At 44.1% G+C, this 18767-nt stretch carries 15 protein-coding genes; 5 read left to right on the forward strand and 10 right to left on the reverse strand.

Features of this window, described 5'->3' with window-relative positions; all coding sequences use genetic code 11:
* Positions 1–178: 178 nt before the first annotated feature.
* The 3 genes from DB520_RS15455 to DB520_RS15465 form a co-directional block, all read right to left on the reverse strand.
* Entirely contained in the window at positions 179–565 is a 387-nt protein-coding gene (locus DB520_RS15455; protein ID WP_114750641.1) for a hypothetical protein, read from the reverse strand.
* Between the two features lie 36 nt (positions 566–601).
* Positions 602–1468: an AraC family transcriptional regulator gene (locus tag DB520_RS15460; RefSeq protein ID WP_114750642.1), complete on the reverse strand. Its 867-nt coding sequence runs from the start codon at positions 1466–1468 to the stop codon at positions 602–604.
* A 286-nt stretch (positions 1469–1754) separates the two neighbouring features.
* Positions 1755–2654, reverse strand: a complete 900-nt coding sequence (locus DB520_RS15465) for a diacylglycerol/lipid kinase family protein (protein ID WP_114750643.1) — start codon at positions 2652–2654, stop codon at positions 1755–1757.
* Positions 2655–2831: 177 nt separating this feature from the next.
* Between DB520_RS15465 and DB520_RS15470 the strand changes: the two genes are divergently transcribed.
* The 5 genes from DB520_RS15470 to DB520_RS15490 all read left to right on the forward strand — a co-directional run bounded on the left by DB520_RS15470 (position 2832) and on the right by DB520_RS15490 (position 11233).
* Positions 2832–3971 (forward strand): formylglycine-generating enzyme family protein, encoded by a 1140-nt coding sequence (locus tag DB520_RS15470; protein WP_232835005.1) that lies wholly within the window; start codon positions 2832–2834, stop codon positions 3969–3971.
* A 21-nt stretch (positions 3972–3992) separates the two neighbouring features.
* Positions 3993–5573, forward strand: coding sequence for a sulfatase family protein (locus DB520_RS15475; RefSeq protein ID WP_114750645.1), 1581 nt, complete (start codon positions 3993–3995; stop codon positions 5571–5573).
* Positions 5570–7015 carry a sulfatase family protein gene (locus DB520_RS15480; RefSeq protein ID WP_114750646.1) on the forward strand — a complete coding sequence of 482 codons (1446 nt, stop codon included), beginning with the start codon at positions 5570–5572 and terminating at the stop codon, positions 7013–7015. Before DB520_RS15475 ends, DB520_RS15480 begins: the two co-directional genes overlap by 4 nt.
* A 428-nt stretch (positions 7016–7443) precedes the next feature.
* Complete coding sequence (locus tag DB520_RS15485) at positions 7444–9810, forward strand: c-type cytochrome (protein WP_232835006.1); 2367 nt, start codon at positions 7444–7446, stop codon at positions 9808–9810.
* Positions 9800–11233, forward strand: coding sequence for an enolase C-terminal domain-like protein (locus DB520_RS15490; protein WP_114750647.1), 1434 nt, complete (start codon positions 9800–9802; stop codon positions 11231–11233). The genes DB520_RS15485 and DB520_RS15490 overlap by 11 nt, the downstream gene beginning before the upstream one ends.
* 85 nt (positions 11234–11318) lie before the next feature.
* Here DB520_RS15490 and DB520_RS15495 read toward each other — a convergent pair whose 3' ends face one another.
* The 7 genes from DB520_RS15495 to obgE form a co-directional block, all read right to left on the reverse strand.
* Positions 11319–12557, reverse strand: coding sequence for a sensor histidine kinase (locus DB520_RS15495; protein ID WP_114750648.1), 1239 nt, complete (start codon positions 12555–12557; stop codon positions 11319–11321).
* 131 nt (positions 12558–12688) lie between these two features.
* A complete protein-coding gene (locus DB520_RS15500) occupies positions 12689–13999 on the reverse strand; it encodes an ABC transporter permease (protein WP_114750649.1) in 1311 nt (436 codons plus the stop codon).
* A complete protein-coding gene (locus DB520_RS15505; protein ID WP_114750650.1) occupies positions 13992–14891 on the reverse strand; it encodes an ABC transporter ATP-binding protein in 900 nt (299 codons plus the stop codon). The genes DB520_RS15500 and DB520_RS15505 overlap by 8 nt, the downstream gene beginning before the upstream one ends.
* Positions 14892–14947: 56 nt before the next feature.
* Positions 14948–15838, reverse strand: a complete 891-nt coding sequence (locus DB520_RS15510) for a DUF4097 family beta strand repeat-containing protein (protein WP_114750651.1) — start codon at positions 15836–15838, stop codon at positions 14948–14950.
* Between the two features lie 76 nt (positions 15839–15914).
* Positions 15915–17021, reverse strand: coding sequence for a molecular chaperone DnaJ (dnaJ, locus tag DB520_RS15515; protein ID WP_114750652.1), 1107 nt, complete (start codon positions 17019–17021; stop codon positions 15915–15917).
* A gap of 5 nt (positions 17022–17026) precedes the next feature.
* Entirely contained in the window at positions 17027–17626 is a 600-nt protein-coding gene (locus DB520_RS15520; RefSeq protein WP_114750653.1) for a nucleotide exchange factor GrpE, read from the reverse strand.
* A 75-nt stretch (positions 17627–17701) separates the two neighbouring features.
* On the reverse strand, positions 17702–18694 hold the full coding sequence (gene obgE, locus DB520_RS15525) for a GTPase ObgE (protein WP_114750654.1): 993 nt from the start codon (positions 18692–18694) through the stop codon (positions 17702–17704).
* Between the last annotated feature and the right edge of the window lie 73 nt (positions 18695–18767).

Raw genomic sequence — 18767 nt, forward strand, 5'->3', positions numbered from 1 at the left:
CGACCTGTAGTCGGAAGAATAGTTACTTGTACCTGCATAATTCCCACGAACCTAACAGTAACCTGGGTCATAGCAACAATTTATCTATATAGTGGAGAACCATTAACCCAATATAAAAGTCACAAATCTTACCCAACGGTAAATCGTTTAGAAATTGCAGGCTAATAATGTATTGGTTTTAAGCTTTTTCGGAAAGATAAATTTCTTCTAGAAGCTTGCCAGATGCTACAGAATGCCAAAAATCCCCGACAGAATCTGGGAGCAGTACTTTCCCTTGACCCAGTTTTTCTGAAGATAAGGAGTTGTATTGGTGAAGAAGGTAATAAAACAGTTCTTCAGGATGATAATGCTCCCGGTATTCTGGCCGAACCTCCGATACCTGGGCCATACAGGTGTTGGTACTGATATTTTGGGCATATGCTAGCCCAAACTTATCCAAAAGAAAACCCTTTAATTCAGTGAACCTTTCAGGACTTGAAAGGACGGATTTACAATAAGCAAAGTAATTTTCATAAGAAATTTCCGCAGAATGCGGCTTTATGATGGACTTCAATGGACAATTCATTCCATGAAGTTAGCCTTTTTTATCAAAAGGCTGAAATTAGCGATCCCTGAATTCTGCGGGGGATATTCCCGTCAGTTTTTTGAAAAAGCGGCTGAAACCCGCCAATTCATTAAAGTTGAGCAAATAAGAAACCTGCTCTATAGATTCATCTGTGTTTTTGAGTAGGGCTTTGGCCTCCATCAGGATTTTTTTATGAATCAATACCAAAGGAGATACCCCAGTTTTGGCTTTGACTAGTTCCCCAAGGTATCCAGGGGTGATGTGAAGTTGATCTGCATAAAAACGGACTGAATGCTCACTGCCGTAGTATAAATTTAGGAGTTTGGTAAATTCAAAAAACAGATATTCCCTTCTATTGCTTATTGGTCGAGGAGAACCGGATGATTCTTTTCCGAATATTGCCTTTAACTCGAAAAGCAAGGCATGCAATAGGCCCTTCACAATTTCCATCTTATGGGGAGTATCTATAGCACTGTCTTTTTTATGTATGGCTTTGAAGTAATTCAGGACTGTTTTTTCCTCCTCTTCCGTAAGCGCTAGAATTGGTTCAGCCTCTTCGGCAAAGAAAGGTTGTCTTATGGCATTAACGGAATTGGTGTTTTTTAAGGTAAAAAAATCCGGGGAAAAGGATATTAAGTAGCCTTTAAAATCCTCAATTTCCAACATCCTGTGCATTTCATTCGGTTTAAAAAACATTACCTGCCCTTTTCGAAACTGGTATTCTTGTTCATAAATCCTAACCGAATAGCTGCCTGAAAGGCAAATCGAAATCGAATAGAATTGTGGGCGTATAATTTCTTGAGTGGTCCCTGGGTAGATATTGTCAGTCACCAAAAATGGCTCAACCGGGGAGCATTTGCCAAAGTTGGTGTGGAGAGTATCCATGGTGATAGGCCTATACATATATTGTTCTTGTCGAGTGTAGTAAGTAATTAGACCTCAAAAGTAGCCCAAGGTTTAAACGGGAAAGTAGGAACTAACCGTAATTTTGACAAAAAGAACCGTGGTTTTGCCAACCGTTTTCCAATTCCCTGCTCTTAACTTTGTAATAACGTTTAAGTATAAATGTATCATAATATGGGTTTTTACTAGGAGTTAACTAAGAAAATTTTACCTCCTATAGTAAAAAAGCTACTTGTTTTTCAGGTAGCTTTTTTTCATTTATGTTCGTTGTTTTACTCCGTTTATTTTATTGGTTTAGATAAATATTCCCTCTGTGGGTGAGAAGAGGGATTTTTCCAGGTAATATAGTTACTTCAATCTCTTTGAATTCATCGACTACCTCTCCATCTAGCTGGAGCAACCGAGGGCGGTCAAATATCAGCTTTGCATGTTCCCCTTGGTATATACTGCTGTATTTTTGTTGGTTAAAGGTCTCTCTAAAACTATTCAGACCAGCATTCAACAAAGCCGAAGCGTTCACTTCATTTACACAAACGATTTCAAACTTCCCATCCATGGGATTTCCTTTTCGGTTGATCACCACTCCTGTACCGTATCTTTGTGAGTTGCAGATGGCGGCCATATAGCAGTTTTCCTCATATTCCTTATCATCGATTATTAAGTGCAATTGGAATGAGGAAGAATTCTTGATGCCCTCAAAAAAGTATTTTGCATAGGTAAGCATTCCCCTATTGCTATCTTCTTCATAGGATTTTACCAAATTGGCGTTAATGCCCACATCTCCTAAGTGAAGAGTGTAGTGTTTTCCGTTGATACAGAGCATGTCCAACCCGGCAACCAAGTGGCTGCTGATAAAATCCTGAAACGCCTCCATTGGGTCTTCCGCTATATATAGCTCCCTAGCCATTCCATTGGCAGAGCCGAGGGGTATTATGCCCATGGGAATACCAAGATCTAGCAGTGCCCCTGCAGTAAAAAGGGTGGTCCCATCCCCTCCCACAGAGGCTACTCTGTCTGGCATAAAGCCTTTTATTTTTTTTTGTAAGCGCTTTTTATCGTTCTTTCCGCTAGTCTCAAAAATTTTCTGGGTAATACCAAAGTGGTCGCAAAAAGCAATTGCTTCTTTCAAAAAGGGAGCTTTATCTACTCCTCCTGAGATTGGGTTAACAACAAAAAGTACCTTCATTTATAGGGTTAAATTAGGAGTTTTGGTCTGTCCCTATGTTGGTAATAAGAACAAATATCCTTTGCCCAAAAAACATGCCACCCAGAATTTGTACCTTTCCATTAATATAAAATTTTCGCCTTGTTTAGGGCGTTAGGGGAATGTTTTCTATTTTGGAAGTTGAAAAGAATCAAGTATATGATAAGAATGAAAGGTTCCGCATGGTATGTATTGGGTGTTTACCTGTCCCTTTCTGCCTGCGCCACAAAAAATGATAATGATAACAAAGATACAGGAAGCCTTGCTGAAGAAGATTTGGTATCCTGTCATGAAAATATTCCGGACCGCTTTGGTAGCAGATCGATGACGGATAAGGAGGAGACCAAGGAAAAAGTACCCGTCTCTCACGAAAATATGGTTTGGATCGAGGGAGGAGAGTTTATGATGGGATCCACTGATGATAGGGGCAGAAAAGATGAGTTACCCGCTCACAGGGTAAAGGTAGATGGCTTTTGGATGGATGAAACAGAAGTAACTAATGCCCAATTTGCTGCTTTTGTGGATGCCACTGGATATGTCACCATTGCCGAACAAAAACCCGACTGGGAAGAAATCAAAAAACAGTTGCCCCCCGGAACCCCCAAGCCACCGGATGAGGTAATGGTGGCTGCATCCTTGACCTTTACTCCTCCGGATAGGCGGGTGAACCTCAACAACGCCGCCCAATGGTGGGACTGGACTCCTGGGGCGAATTGGAGATATCCTCAAGGACCAGGGAGCAGTATTGAAGGCAAAGAAGATTTACCCGTGGTGCATATCGCATGGGAGGATGCTGTGGCTTATGCCAATTGGGCAGGAAAAAGGCTTCCCACGGAAGCGGAGTGGGAATACGCCGCTAGGGGAGGGATGGAAGAAAAGTCCTTTCCCTGGGGCAATGACCCTGTGGAAAGCGCAGGGTTTATGGCCAATATTTGGCAAGGGGAATTTCCAGTAGAAGATACAGGCAAAGATGGGTTTCAGGGCTTGGCTCCGGTCAGGTCTTTTACAGCAAATCCTTTTGGACTGTATGACATGGCTGGAAACGTTTGGGAATGGACAGCAGATTGGTACCACGAAGGTTACTATGCAAGTATCAAGGAGGAGCTACTTGAAAACCCCAAAGGCCCTTCCCAGAGTTATGATCCTCAAGAACCTACGGTACCCAAGAAAGTGGTCAAAGGGGGATCATTTCTTTGCAACGTTAGCTATTGCGAAGGATATAGGGTAAGTGCCAAGATGAAATCCTCTCCCGACACTGGATTGGAACATACCGGATTTCGCTGCGTTTCCTCTGAGTAAGGATTTAACTCTCAATACAAAATGATAAACCCAAAAAACCTGCTTTCCCCTCTATTGGTTTGCGCATGCTTGTTCGGTTGTGAAACCGAGTCAGATCCTCCAAAAAAACCCAATATCCTTTTTGCCATTTCGGATGATGCTTCTTTTCCCCATAAAGGGGCATATGGAACCACTTGGGTAAATACTCCTGCATTTGACCGGGTAGCTCAGGAAGGTTTGCTATTTATGAAGGCTTTTACCCCAAATGCAAAATGCTCCCCCAGTCGATCCACCATACTGACAGGCAGGAATTCCTGGCAACTAGAAGAAGCCGCAAACCACGTTCCTTTTTTCCCGGAGAAGTTTAAGTCCTTCATGGAAATCCTCACCGATGCCGGATACCATACCGGTTTTACGGGTAAGGGATGGGCACCCGGCAACCCCGGTGAAATAGATGGCAAAAGGAGGGAGCTAACAGGTAAGGCCTATTCAAAGAGAACCACTACACCCCCAACATCCAGTATTAATAAAAATGATTACGCAGCCAATTTTGAGGATTTTCTAGCCGCCAGGGAAGGGGATGAACCCTTTTATTTTTGGTATGGATGTACTGAACCCCACAGAGCTTACGAATTCCAGTCAGGGGTTAAAAAGGGAGGTAAAAGAATTACCGATATTGAAAGGGTTCCTGCATTTTGGCCGGATGTGGATTCTGTAAGGCATGACATGTTGGATTATGCATTTGAAATTGAATACTTTGACCAACATTTAGAAAGGATGATTGAAATCCTTGAGGAAAGGGGAGAACTGGAAAATACGATTATTGTCATCACTTCCGACAACGGAATGCCTTTTCCAAAAGCCAAGGGGAATGCTTATCTGTATTCTCATCACCTGCCCTTGGCCATCATGTGGCCGGCTGGCATAAAAAACCCCGGAAGGGTGATAGATGACTATATCAGTTTCATCGATTTTGCCCCCACGTTTTTGGAATTGGCAGAAATAGACCCCGATGATGCAGGAATGCCCACTATGGAAGGAAAGAGCTTTGCCGATCTATTTTATACCGAGGAAGAGGGTAGGGTGGATGCAAATAGAAATGTGGTTTTGATAGGGCAGGAGAGACACGATGTTGGGAGGCCTAATGATGTGGGTTACCCGATCAGGGGCATCATTTCAGATGATTATATTTATCTCCATAATTTTGAAACGGAACGTTGGCCCGCAGGAAATCCTCAGACCGGCTATTTGAATACAGATGGTAGCCCCACAAAAACTGTAGTGCTCAACAGCAGAAGGGAGGATGGGATGCGCCACTTTTGGGAAGGCTCCTTTGGCAAAAGACCTCAGGAGGAATTATACCTAGTGAAAGAGGATAGAGATTGCATGCAAAACCTGGCTTTGCATGCCGAACACCAGGAAAGGAAAGATAACCTGAAAAGGCTGCTTTTTGAAGAACTGGAAAAACAAGGTGATCCCCGTATGTTTGGTAAGGGTCATGTTTTCGACGAGTATCCCTATGCCGATTCTAATAGTGTGAATTTCTTTGAAAGATATATGGAAGGGGAAGAACTAACGCCCGGATGGGTAAACGCAACCGATTTTGAACCAGATTTCAAATGAAAATACTTAGTTTGTTCTTGAATTTTCTGGCCGTAGTATTTTCCCTGAGTGCTGCTGTAGCACAAACCGGAAGACCTAATATCATATTGATCATTGCGGACGATATTGGATGGGACGATTTGGGCTGCTATGGGCACACAGTGGTACAATCACCCGTCATTGACAGGATGGCAACTGAAGGAATTAGGTTCGATAATTTCTACCTGACTACCAGTTCTTGTAGCCCCAGCCGAAGCAGTATAATTTCCGGTAGATACCCCCATAATACAGGGGCTGCTGAATTGCATACCCCTCTTCCGGAGTCCATTTCCATATTTCCAGAACTACTCCAGCAAGCAGGCTACTTTACCGCACAGTCAGGAAAATGGCATATGGGAGAGGCAGCTAGAAGGGGCTTTGACGTGATCCATGACAAGGAGGGCATAGGTGATGGAGGGGAGGAAATGTGGGTGCCAACCCTGAAGGATAGGCCTAAGGATAAACCGTTTTTTCTATGGCTTGCTGCATTGGATGCTCATAGGCCGTGGGGACCCAATGAATTTTCAGGTACCCACGATCCTGCGCAGATATCCCCACCGGTCTATTTGGCCAATGCCAGTGCCACCAAAACAGATCTTGCCCAATACTACGACGAGATAAAACGCTTTGATCATTATATTGGGGAGGTGGAAAAGGAACTTCAGCGCCAGGGGGTACTAGAAAATACCCTAATCATGGTGATATCGGATAATGGAAGGCCTTTTCCCAGAAGCAAAACCAGAATGTACGATAGTGGGATTAAGTCTCCTTTTGTGGCCAAATGGCCAGCGGGCATTAAAAAATCCGCTTCTTTATCCGAAAGTATGATAAGCAGTATCGATATTGCCCCCACCTTCCTGGACTTGGCAGAAGTAAAAGTTCCGGATAGTTTTCAGGGAAAGAGCTTCGCTTCGCTTTTTGAAAAACCTGAGAAAGCATTTAGGAAGTATGTGTTCGCAGAGCATAATTGGCATGACCATGAGGCATTGGAGAGGATGGTACGTACAAAGGACCATTTGTATGTGTTGAACTTAAGGCCTAGCCTTAGCAACAATGGCCCGGCGGATTCCAATGCAAGCCCCTCTTATGAAGATCTTAAGGATTTAAGGGATAAGGGAAGACTTTCTCCTGCCCAAGCCGATATCTTTCTTCACCCTAGACCTTACGAGGAACTCTACCTAGTCACATCAGATGGAGAGCAGTTATTGAACCTGGGTTCGCATCCAGGTCACATGGAGGCTTTGGAACAATTAAGGGAGGCCATGAAAATCTGGATCGAGGATACTAAGGATACCCATCCGGAGAATTTAACCCCAGATTGGTACGATAAGGAAACCGGCAAACCTCTCGATACCGAAAAAGTTCGGGGAGAAATGCCAGGAGGGGAGGCTGCCATGCAGACCACTGCAAAGGGGCCGTTTTAAAAGCAAATTGTGAAATCTAGCCTGCCTAAAGGACGGCAGTCAGGCATGAGGAGAACCTCACACAGAGTATTAAAAATTGGCATTTACAGAAAGGAAATGACATTTAGTTTCTCGCAGCCCTGCCCTGAGTTTTTTCAGGGGGGCGCAACGAATTCTCAACGTTCGCAGCGTAGTAGCTTTAAAAATTTGTATTTAATCAATAAATTATTTGATTTAAAGTAATATATCAATGGTAGGGATGATTATCAAAGTGAGATTCCCCCGAAGCAAGTTCCCCGAATTGAGTTCGGGGCAGGCAGGGGCAGGCTATATGACCGCTGAAAAGAAATTATAAACATATGAAATCGAGCATGACGAGCACGTCACACACTGGGATGATTATAGACTGCGAGATTCCATATGGCCTTTAAAAAACAAATTATAATCATATGAAAACACAGGACTATTTCGTTTCCTTTATTTCGAAAAGCAAATACCTTTTGCTGAAAAGCTTAGTGGTATGGATTGGGATAGCTTCTTGTCAACCAAAAGCAGAAATCGAGAGGCCACTGGACCCCTGGGCCTTTAGGTCCGTATTGGATAAAAAACCAAGAATGCTCACCCTTGCACTTGACTCTGCCTGCTACGTGGCCTATGACCTGGCCAAACCACAACTTTATAAGGTTTGGAAGGGTGGGGTGCTGTTGGAAGGTACAGTTTATACCAACAAAAAAAACATTCAGCCAACCAGTTGGGGCACTTCCTATTTGGAGGATAAGGAGCTTTACAACCGATGGAGAATCACTAAAGAGGGAGTAGAGGTGGCCGTATCCTGGCAATACAAAGGTTACCGTATTAGGGATAATCAAATTTTCATTTCCTATGAGGCCAGTCTCGAAGATGGAAGTAGGGCACGCATTGAAGAGCAACCGGAATTCGTGAGAAGCAGGGAGGGCAAACCGGGTTTGGAACGCAGGATTAATATAAAGGATTTACCCGATGGGTATACGCTGCATTTGTGTTCGGAAGTGGATTGTCAGCAATGGGAAGAAACAGGGGAGCAGGTTTTAAGAACCTATTTTGCATCGCTCCCAGAGCAGGAGCCTCCATCCCTTGGAGACAAGTATGACCACTTGGGGATACTAAAGATGGAAATGAGTGATTGCTATACCTGCCATGAGGAGCACCATAAAATGGTAGGCCCCTCCTTTGAGGAGATTGCTGCCAAATATCCGGATAAAAAGAAATTCAGTTCCTACCTCACAAAAAAAATTCAGGAAGGTGGGGCAGGAGTCTGGGGAGAAATCCCCATGAACGAACACCCGGAATTAAGTGAAAGTGACATCCGGCCCATGTTGGATTATATTTATTCCTTAAAGCCGGCCGAAGCGAAGCAATCCACTGGTTCAGCTCCCATCCAAAATGCATCCTTGAAAGAGGAGAACCTTAGGAAACCTGGTTTTGGGGTGGCTTTGGAGGGCTTGCACCCCAGTTATAATATCCAGACCCTTCATTTTGGGGATTTTAAACCTCGGGTAGGAGCCATTGCTTTTCTGCCCGATGGGCGCTTGTTGGTATCCACATGGGACCGTATAGGTGGGGTATATTTATTGGATGGGGTACAAGAGGGGGATACCACTCAAATCCAAATCAAACGCATTGCGGAAGGACTGGCAGAACCATTAGGGCTAGAAGTGGTGGATGGGGAAATTTATGTGCTCCAAAAGCACGAGTTGACCCACTTGGTGGATACGGATGGAGATGATATCATTGACGAATACAGGGTGGTGTCTGATGCTTGGGGGGTAACGGATGATTTTCATGAATTTGCCTTTGGCCTGGTACACGATAAGGACAAATTTTACATCACCACCTCCATGGCCATGCGACTGATGTCCCATCAGAAGCAGCATCCCGACAGGGGAAGGACACTGGAGATAGGCAAGGATGGGAGCTACAGGGGCCTGGATTATGGGCTAAGGACGCCCAATGGAATAGGGAAAGGAGTGGATGGTGAACTGTTTGTCACAGACAATCAGGGGCAGTGGCTTCCTGGCAATAAGCTGATTCACGTGAAAGAAGGTGCCTACAATGGTATGGCCTGGGGAGTTCCTGATTCTCTAAAAGAAATTCCGGAAATGGTGCCTCCTGCAATTTGGTTACCTGATGCGGAGATTGGCAATTCCCCTTCAGAACCCATCTTGATGAAAGATGGTCCTTATAAAGGACAGATGCTGCATGGTGATGTCACCCATGGAGGGATAAAGAGAGATTTTCTGGAGAAAATCAATGGAATCTACCAAGGTGTAGTTTTTCGTTTTTCTCAAGGCTTTTCCGCTGGTGTCAACCGACTAGCTTGGGGGCCAGATGAGGCCTTATATGTAGGGGAAGTCGGCATGGTGGGAGGCTGGAGTTGGAAGGAGAACCAGTATGGCTTGGAAAAGATAACCTATAACGGTAAGCCCACCTTTGAGATGTTGGCAGTAAGGGCTAAAAAGGACGGGTTTGAGATCGAATTTACGGAACCCCTTTCAAAAAGGGGAATTACCAAGGAGGACCTCCTAGTTCAACAATGGTGGTATGAGCCAACCTCCTCCTATGGTGGACCCAAAAAAGACCTTACTGACCTATTTCCGGAGGAGATTGAATTGTCCGAGGATCGTAAAAAGTGTAGGTTAGTAATTCCTGGATTAAGAGAAGAACACGTGGTTTACTTTCTTTTGTCTGAAAATATTCTCAATGAACACGATAAACCATTATGGTCAGGCGAAGCATGGTACACCCTTAATAAAATCCCCAATTCAAATGAAGAATAACAAACGCATATCCAAGGTTAGCATTGGACTGGATAGAAGGTCCTTCATCAAAAAATCAGGAGCTTTAGCAGCCATAGGCACACTTGGTATATCCCCTGTTTTTTCGGCCACTCAACTCCAAAAGAAAAACACCATGAAAAAGATCACCATAGAAGACGTTGATACCAACTTTGAAAGGGAACCTCTGATTCCATATCGGTTTAAGGGCAGTGCTATCACAGAAGCCTGGCAAACCCTGGCATATCTTAGAGCAGGATCAGGGATTCATCGGATAGGGATTGGGACACAAGGAACCCTCTGGTCTGACCAGCGGGTATTTGCCGCTCATTCCACCAACGGGGGCAATGCCTTAATGTATGCTATGACAGAGAGAGCTGTTCAGTTGTTAAAGGGACATTCCTTTGAGGACCCCGTCAAGGTATTGGAGGAGCTATTGCCAGAGGTATGGGAGTATGGTAAAAAAATCACAGGAATATCCGATCTCAAAAAGACCTTTGCCCTCAACGCCCTAGTGCCTGTGGATAATGCCATCTGGTTACTTTATGCAGATGAAAATGGGCTCAGCAAGTTTGACGACTTGATACCGGAGGCTTACAGCAAGGGGCTTTCTGCCAGGCATGACAAAGTGGCCAGTATCCCCTCCTTTAGTGTGGGGGCTAAGGTAGAAGAGGTAAAGGCTGCTGCCGACAGGGGGCACTTTATCATGAAACTCAAGACCGGATCAGCGGGTACCCAGAAGGAGATGTTGGAAAAGGACATGGCCTTTATGGAAGGCGTGCACAAGGCGATAGGTCATTACGAAACGCCCTACACCGAAAACGGGAAGATACCCTATTATTTTGATGCCAATGAACGGTATGAAAAGAAAGAGACCCTTGAGCGGTTCTTGGATCATGCGAAAAAGATAGGGGCTTTTGATCAAATAGCAGTGATTGAAGAACCTTTTGGGGAAGAAAATGAAACCTATGTAGGTGACCTGGGGATAAGGGTTGCTGCCGATGAAAGTGCCCATACGGTGGAGGACGCCCTCTCACGAATAGACCAGGGGTACACGGCGATAGCGGTGAAGGCCATTGCCAAAACGCTAACCATGACCATGAAAATCGCCCAGGCAGCTACTGAAAGGGGGGTGCCTTGCTTTTGTGCGGATCTAACGGTAAATCCTATTTTGGTAGATTGGAACAAGAATGTGGCCGCACGATTACCAGCTTTTCCTGATATGAACCTGGGCTTGCAAGAAACCAACGGCCATCAGTACTATAAAAACTGGGAAAAGATGGTTTCTTACCATCCCAAATCCGAGGGAACCTGGGTGCGAACCAAAGACGGGGTGTATCCCATTGACAACAGCTTCTACGAGCAGAGCGGGGGTATCCTGCACCGCTCCGATCACTATGAAGATATATTCGACCCTGAAGTTTAAAGGGAATTAGTGTAAGGAAAAAATCAGGTTCAATGGTTAGGAGGAGTCACAACTTTCTTGTCCAAGTTAATCAAAAGTGTCTTTGTTAAAGGCTAGGCTGCATGCTTCCAAGAGGTTCGCTTTCCGTCGCTTGCTCTTTGGGTGCTTGGAGAACGATACGGAAAGTAGTCCCCTTTCCAAGTTCAGAATGGTTCACAAATACCCTGCCTTTATGATAACCTTCTATGATCCTTTTGGCGAGGGTCAGTCCCAATCCCCAACCCCGTTTCCGCGTTGTAAACCCGGGGATGAAGACTTTTTTGTACATTTTTTTCTCCATTCCTTTTCCGGTGTCGCTGATATCCACCAGTACGAACTTTTCACTTTCTTTTACGATGTCGATATAGATGGCACCTTGCCCTTTCATTGCATCTACGGCATTTTTGCAAATGTTTTCGATCACCCACTCGAAGAGGGGACGGTTGATCATGGCGAAGATGTCTTCTGCATGTGAGTTTAAATTAATACTCACCTTGCTGGAAATCCTGGGTCTGAGATAAGAGATGGTCTCCTCCACACACTGAAACACATTTTCGGATTTAATGACCGGTGTTGAGCCAATATTGCTGAATCGTTCCGTGATGATTTTGAGTTTGTTTACATCCTTGTCCAATTCCATGATTACTTCCTTGTTTTCTTCCCAAACAGGGGAATTTTTAAAGTAATCGATCCATGCCATAAGGGATGCCAAAGGGGTGCCCAACTGGTGGGCGGTTTCTTTGGTTAATCCTGCCCAGAGCCGGTTTTGCTCGGCTACCTTTGACTGGTTGAAAAGGGCATATGCCAAGATGCCAAACACAAGGATCACGGAAAGCTGCACGTAGGGATAATACTTCAACCGGGTGAGCAGCTCCGAGTTCTTGTAATAGATGTGCATGTCATCCAGTAGTTTGATGGGTTCGTAAACCGCCCTCATTTCCTCCAGCTCCGCCCTTAGCTGGGCTTCTTTTTCATCCTCACTACTGTTTTTTTTGAATTTGATATTTTTATGTTCCAAAGGATTACCATTGGCATCCGTGGTGATTACAGGGATGGAACGGTTTTCCTGAATGATTACTTGAAACACGAAGGTAAGGTTTTCGGTATTGGTGGAAGCGTATTCCAAAGCAGCAGCGTACAAGTCAACCTGTCTTCTTTCTCTAATCTTCAGTTCTTCCACTAGGGTATTGGTATAATAGATCGAACCAATACCGATAATTAAAGAAAAGCCAAATATTACCCATTTCACTTTAGCCCTGTTTTGGTACAGGTCTAAAGTGGCTAGGTCTTGAATTTTATTCTTCATTGGGGAATACGTTGGATTTTTGGGTTAGCCTGGCACAAACCAGGAGATCTTGCAAGTTAACCAATTTCAACATTCCAACATAAAACTGGCATGTGGACTTAATATTGTACCCAAATGGACAAAAAGAGAGGTTAGTTTTGCTTGATCCATTTCCAAAGTGTCTTATAGCTTACTTTAGAGCCGTGGACCAATATTCCTATGCGATAGATCTTGCCCGCTGCCCATGTGGTAAACAGAAACCCAGAGGTCAACAGGGATATGGAAAGGGCCAGTTCTATCCAGGGCACGCCATAACTGACTCTACCCATCATGGCTACAGGAGAGGTAAATGGAATGATGGAAAGCCAGTAGGAAGCATTGCTATTGGGATCGTCCAAAACGAAAATAAACAAGCCCATGTAGGCCATTAATAAGGGGATAGTAACCGGAAACATAAATTGTTGAGCATCCGAGGGATTGTCCACAGCGGCACCTATTGCTGCGAAAAAAGCACCATAAAGGAGATAACCCCCAACGAAGTAGATCAAAAACGAAAAGATCAAGGTATAAAAGTCAATTCCTTGAATCAATTCCATGATTTCGAATAGCTGGGTGTTTTCGTTTTGCCAGTTGGCCATTTCCGACCCAGACATTTCTAATAGCTGCTGCTGGGGCATTTGCAAGCCAAAATACCCCATGACTAGGGAGGATACTAGGCCTATTAAGATAATCCAGATGAGAAATTGGGTGAGGCCAACGGCACCTATACCAATTATTTTACCCATCATCAATTGGAATGGTTTAAGCGAGGACACCAATATTTCTATGATCCTGGAAGATTTCTCTTCTATCACTCCTTGCATGATTTGGTTTCCATAGACGAAGATAAAGGTGTAGATAAGTATCCCTGCAATAAAGCCCACACCATAGTTCACCACCGTATTTGAAACGGTTTCACCCCCTCCTATGGCCAATCTCATAGCCTTGATATTTACTGGGGTTTTTAGGTCTGATAAAACTTCCGGATCTATTCCCGATGCAAATAACTTAATTTCTTCCAGCTTCTTTTGGATGGCAGCCTCCAGGTTTCCGATCATAGAAAGCCCGGGTGGTTCTACGGAATAAAAGGTGATGCCTAAAGGTCTATTCACATCAAGGTCTGGGATATACAAGTAGCCATACCTGTTGCCTTGTACCACTTGTTCCCTGGCCTCTTCTCTGTCCAGCCCCCTGTATGAAAAAACAAACATTTCGTTACTTTCCAACATAAAGGTTCTGTTCTCGTCCACCACTTCTATGATTTTTGAGCCTTCAAGGGGCATGTCGCTTAGGGCAATCCACAAAAACACCCCCAAAATCGAGGGGAAAATCAATGGGGTAATGATGGTAGCCACAATGAAGGACCGCCTTTTTACCCTTGCCAGGTATTCCCTTTTTATGACCAAGAAAATTTTGTTAGCCATGGCTTTCGTTGATTTTCTGAATAAAAATTTCTTCGATGCTTGGAATAATTTCCTCAAAACAGTGCACCTCTCCGTAATCCATCAATTCACTGATGACCTCATTGGGGGCTTTTCCCTCTAAGGCCACAGTAAAAGACACATGATCTTCTTCTTGTTTATAATGTTCGAAAGAGGGTAATACCATACCAGGATTTGGTACCAGCTTTACCCTGTACCTATGCATTTTAGCATTTTTTTTGATCTCCTTTACTGGACCATCCAAGATCTTGTCCGCCTTATTGATCATAGCAATATGGTCGCAAAGTAGTTCTACGGATTCCATTCTATGGGTGGAAAGGATAATGGTTGTTCCTTTGTTTTTCAGTTCGAGGATTTCATTTTTTATGATTTCTGCATTTACGGGATCGAATCCAGAAAATGGCTCATCGAGGATGAGCAGTTTGGGTTCATGAATTACGGTGGCTATAAATTGAACCTTCTGTGCCATCCCTTTGGAAAGCTCCTCTATCTTTTTTGACTTCCAGGGAATCAGGCTAAGTTTTTCCAACCAAAGGTGTATCTTGCTGGCTGCCGCACGGGCTTCCAGTCCCTTAATTTGCGCAAAATAAAGGAGTTGGTCTTCTACCTTCATGGCTTTGTAGAGACCTCGCTCCTCGGGAAGATAACCTATGTTTCTTACATGGCTCAACTTGAGGGACTCCCCGTTTATCCATATGCTTCCAGAGTCTTGGTCTATGATTTGGTTCACGATCCGGATCAGGGTGGTTTTTCCCGCTCCGTTTGGCCCCAAAAGACCAAAGACTGTTCCTTGAGGGACAGCCAGATGAAAATCTCTCAATGCAACATGATGGCCATAGCGTTTATTAAGGGACTCAATCTTTAAAATGCACAAGGGTTTATGGTTTTTATTAAAAGTACAGGACCAGGTTGGGAATGCATTTCCTGCATTTATTTCAAAGATACTGAACCTACGGAAACATCTATCAAAAAAGTCATTAGATTTTTGGCATCCGCATCATATCCTCTGCTAACGTAGGTTTTATCACCAATTTCTTTCAGATAGGAGGGTATTTTTGTTCTGCACATGGCAGTCGATTTAATTTTCACCAGATAAGGAAGATCCTGTTCGGGAAGCTGAATATTGACAGAACCAGCGCCTACTACGGTAGAAATGCTACTTGTGCCGGCCATCAGGTCAGAAAAGGATAAGTTAACAGAGCCATAACTGACATCAAACAACACCGTTTTGGCATTGGATAGTTGAAGGTTATCTGCATACAGGGAACCCATGTGGATGGCAACCATAAGGGTATCCATATTTACCGTATTTGGCATTTTACTGCCATATTCCAGATAGACGTCAGCTGACGCAGTCTTTATTTTGCAATTCGATACAGGCAGATGGGAAAAATCCAAGTTGGCCTGACCTATTCCAAAATGCAAGTTCAAATCATAGAGGTAGTTGCCGTCCAAACCGATGTCCCAGGCATGATCAAAATCTGGGTTGCTGTTTGAAAAAAGCCTGTAGCTTAGGGTTCTCCCTAGGCTTTCAGATTCCACATTTTTATGCTCTAGATTGGCAAATAGCACACCATCTACTATCTCATGAGAGAAAGAAGGAAGTATATTGATTTTTCCTAGGCTGGCATTTGCGCTAATAGGGTGGCCGATGAATTCCCTTTTCAAGGTGGATATGCCTTTATAGGATGAAAAATTAAAGCATACTAAACCATATCCTTCTTTTTCTTCAACCGTAAACTGTCTAGTGATTTGGGCATCTGCTTCTAGTGACAGTGTTGTGATACCACAAAACAGCAAAAGGATGATCTTTTTAAGCATACGGTTAAGTTACGTGGACAGGTGTAAAAGGTTTTCTTTTAAAAAGAAAAAGTCGGGATTTTACCCCGACTTCCTTCTAAAAGAATTCCTTCACTTTATCGAAAATACTTTTTTCGGATTTGCCAGGATCTGGCCTGAAATTTTCTGAATTCCTAAGGGACTCCAGCTTTTCCCTTTCCTCTTTATTGAGTTGTTTCGGTGTCCAAACATTCACGTGAATAAGCTGATCCCCTTTTCCGTAACCATTAAGTTCCTGTATGCCCTTGCCTTTAAGCCTGAGCACTTTTCCACCTTGGGTACCTGGGTCAAGTTTTATTTTAACCTTTCCATCAATAGTGGGGACTTCAAGGGTGGTGCCTAATGCAGCATCCACAAAACTCACGTAAAGGTCAAAAACTACGTTGTTGCCATCACGCATTAAAACATCGTCCTCAATTTCTTCAATGACAATCAACAAATCTCCAGCTATACCGCCGGGAATCTCGTTTCCTTTGCCTGAAAGACTGAGTTGCATCCCATCTCCAACTCCTCCTGGGATGTTTATAGGGATGATTTCTTCTTTTATTACCAAACCCTGGGCATCGGCTCCCTGAGGTTTTTTATCCACAATCTGGCCACTGCCACCACAACTGGGACAGGTACTGGCAGAGACCATCTGGCCGAGCATGGTATTGACCACTTTTTTTACCTGGCCGGTACCTTGGCAGGTTGTGCAATTTTTAAAGGTCACTCCCTCGGCAATTAGGTGCCGCTTTACCTTGATCTTTTTTTCTACGCCGTTTGCAACTTCTTTTAGGTTCAATTTGAGCTTTACCCTTAGGTTGGTGCCCTTTTTGGTCCTACGCGAACCTCCGCCTCCACCAAAGAAGGAACCGAAGCCGCTGTCTCCGAAGATATCCCCGAATTGGCTGAATATATCCTCCATATTCATGCTGCCGCCTCCAAAGCCGCCGTTACCGCTCACACCCTGATGGCCAAAACGGTCGTAACGCGCGCGCTTCTCCTCGTTGCTGAGCACTTCGTAGGCTTCAGCAGCCTCTTTAAATTTGTCCTCTGCACTTGCGTCACCCGGGTTTTTGTCCGGATGGTGTTTTAAGGCCAGCTTACGGTAGGCCTTTTTAATTTCTTCTGGAGAGGCGCTTTTGGATACACCAAGCACTTCATAGTAATCTCTCTTTGCCATAATTTTTATTTTCCGATCACGACTTTAGCATAGCGGACCACCTTGTCGCCCAATAAATACCCTTGCTCCACTACATCCACTATTTTACCTTTTAAATTATCACTTGGGGCGGGAATTTGGGTTATTGCTTCTTGTTTTTCGGCATCAAAAGGTTCTCCTACCAACCCTTCCATTGGCTTAAGCCCTTTGGAAGCTAGGATTTTAACCATCTTGTGATAGATCAACTTAACTCCTTCTTCTTGTTGTGCCTCCGTGTTTTCGCCGGTGGTACCAGCCTTGAAGGAACGTTCGAAGTCATCCAATATGGGGAGCAAATCTTTGATCACCTCTTCGGATGCCGTACTGATCAAATCGAGCCTTTCCTTGGCAGTCCTTCTGCGATAGTTTTCAAATTCGGAATACAGACGCAGGTGCTTCTCCTTTAGCTCCTGGTTTTCAACCAGTAGTTTTTCCTCCTTACTTTGTGGCTTATCTTCTTTTTCTTGGTTTTTGTCCCCTTTTGCTCCTGTAGTTTCGAATCCCTCCGAAGAATCCTGAGGCTGATCACCTGCAGTGTCTAGCGTTTGCTCTTCCGTTTCTTTTACCTTTTCTTTTTCTTCTGCCATATTTCTGGTGCATTTAAAAGTCTAATTTCTTGTCTCAATTAATTTGCCATACTCAAATACCCTGACAATCTGACATTATTCCTGCAATGTTTTCCAGATAAGATCTTTCAACCTGTCTAATTGGAAGCCTGAAACTGCAGAAATGAACAGGTAGGGAACATCCCTGGGGAGTTCCTCCTTTAGAGCTTCCATTAATTCCTCATCCAACAAATCGGATTTCGATATGGCCAAGATTCTTTTTTTATCCAGTAGTTCGGGATTATATTTTTCCAGTTCCTTTAAAAGAATCCGATACTCCTTAAGAATATGCTTTGTGTCGGCGGGAACCAAAAAGAGCAAAATAGAATTTCGCTCAATATGTCTCAAGAACCTTAAGCCAAGACCCTTCCCTTCTGCTGCTCCTTCAATAATCCCTGGTATGTCGGCCATGACAAAGGATAATTCATCTCTATATGCAATCACCCCTAAGTTGGGCACTAGGGTAGTGAAAGGGTAGTTTCCTATTTCAGGCCTTGCGGCAGAAAGACTGGAAAGCAGGGTGGATTTCCCGGCATTGGGAAAACCTACTAACCCAACATCAGCCAAGAGTTTTAGTTCCAGAATAACCCATTCTTCAATGCCATCCTCCCCTGGTTGAGCGTATCTGGGCGCCTGATTGGTGGAGGTCTTAAAATGGTCGTTTCCCAATCCTCCCTGTCCGCCCTGAGTCAAGACAAACTCTTCCCCTTCTTGGGTTATCTCACACCTTATTATACCTGTTTCAGCTTCCTTGGCTACAGTTCCAAGTGGCACTTCTAAGATCACATCCTTTCCGTTGGTGCCTTTTCTTCGTCCACCTTCTCCAGATTTTCCATGTTCTGCGATAACATGTTTTTTGTATTTCAGGTGAAGCAAGGTCCACAGCTGTGCATTTCCCCTTAGTATGATATGGCCACCTCTACCACCGTCACCACCATCAGGTCCACCTTTTGGCACATGCTTTTCACGTCTGAAATGCACCGATCCGCTCCCACCGGCACCTGATCTGGAGCAAAATTTAACGTAATCTATGAAATTTGATTCAGCCATATCCTTAAAAACAAACTTGGCTAAGCATTTTGCTTAGCCAAGTTCTCATGTTGCAAATTTAGTAAATTATCCA

Source organism: Pleomorphovibrio marinus (assembly GCF_003347495.1).
Lineage (GTDB): Bacteria > Bacteroidota > Bacteroidia > Cytophagales > Cyclobacteriaceae > Pleomorphovibrio > Pleomorphovibrio marinus.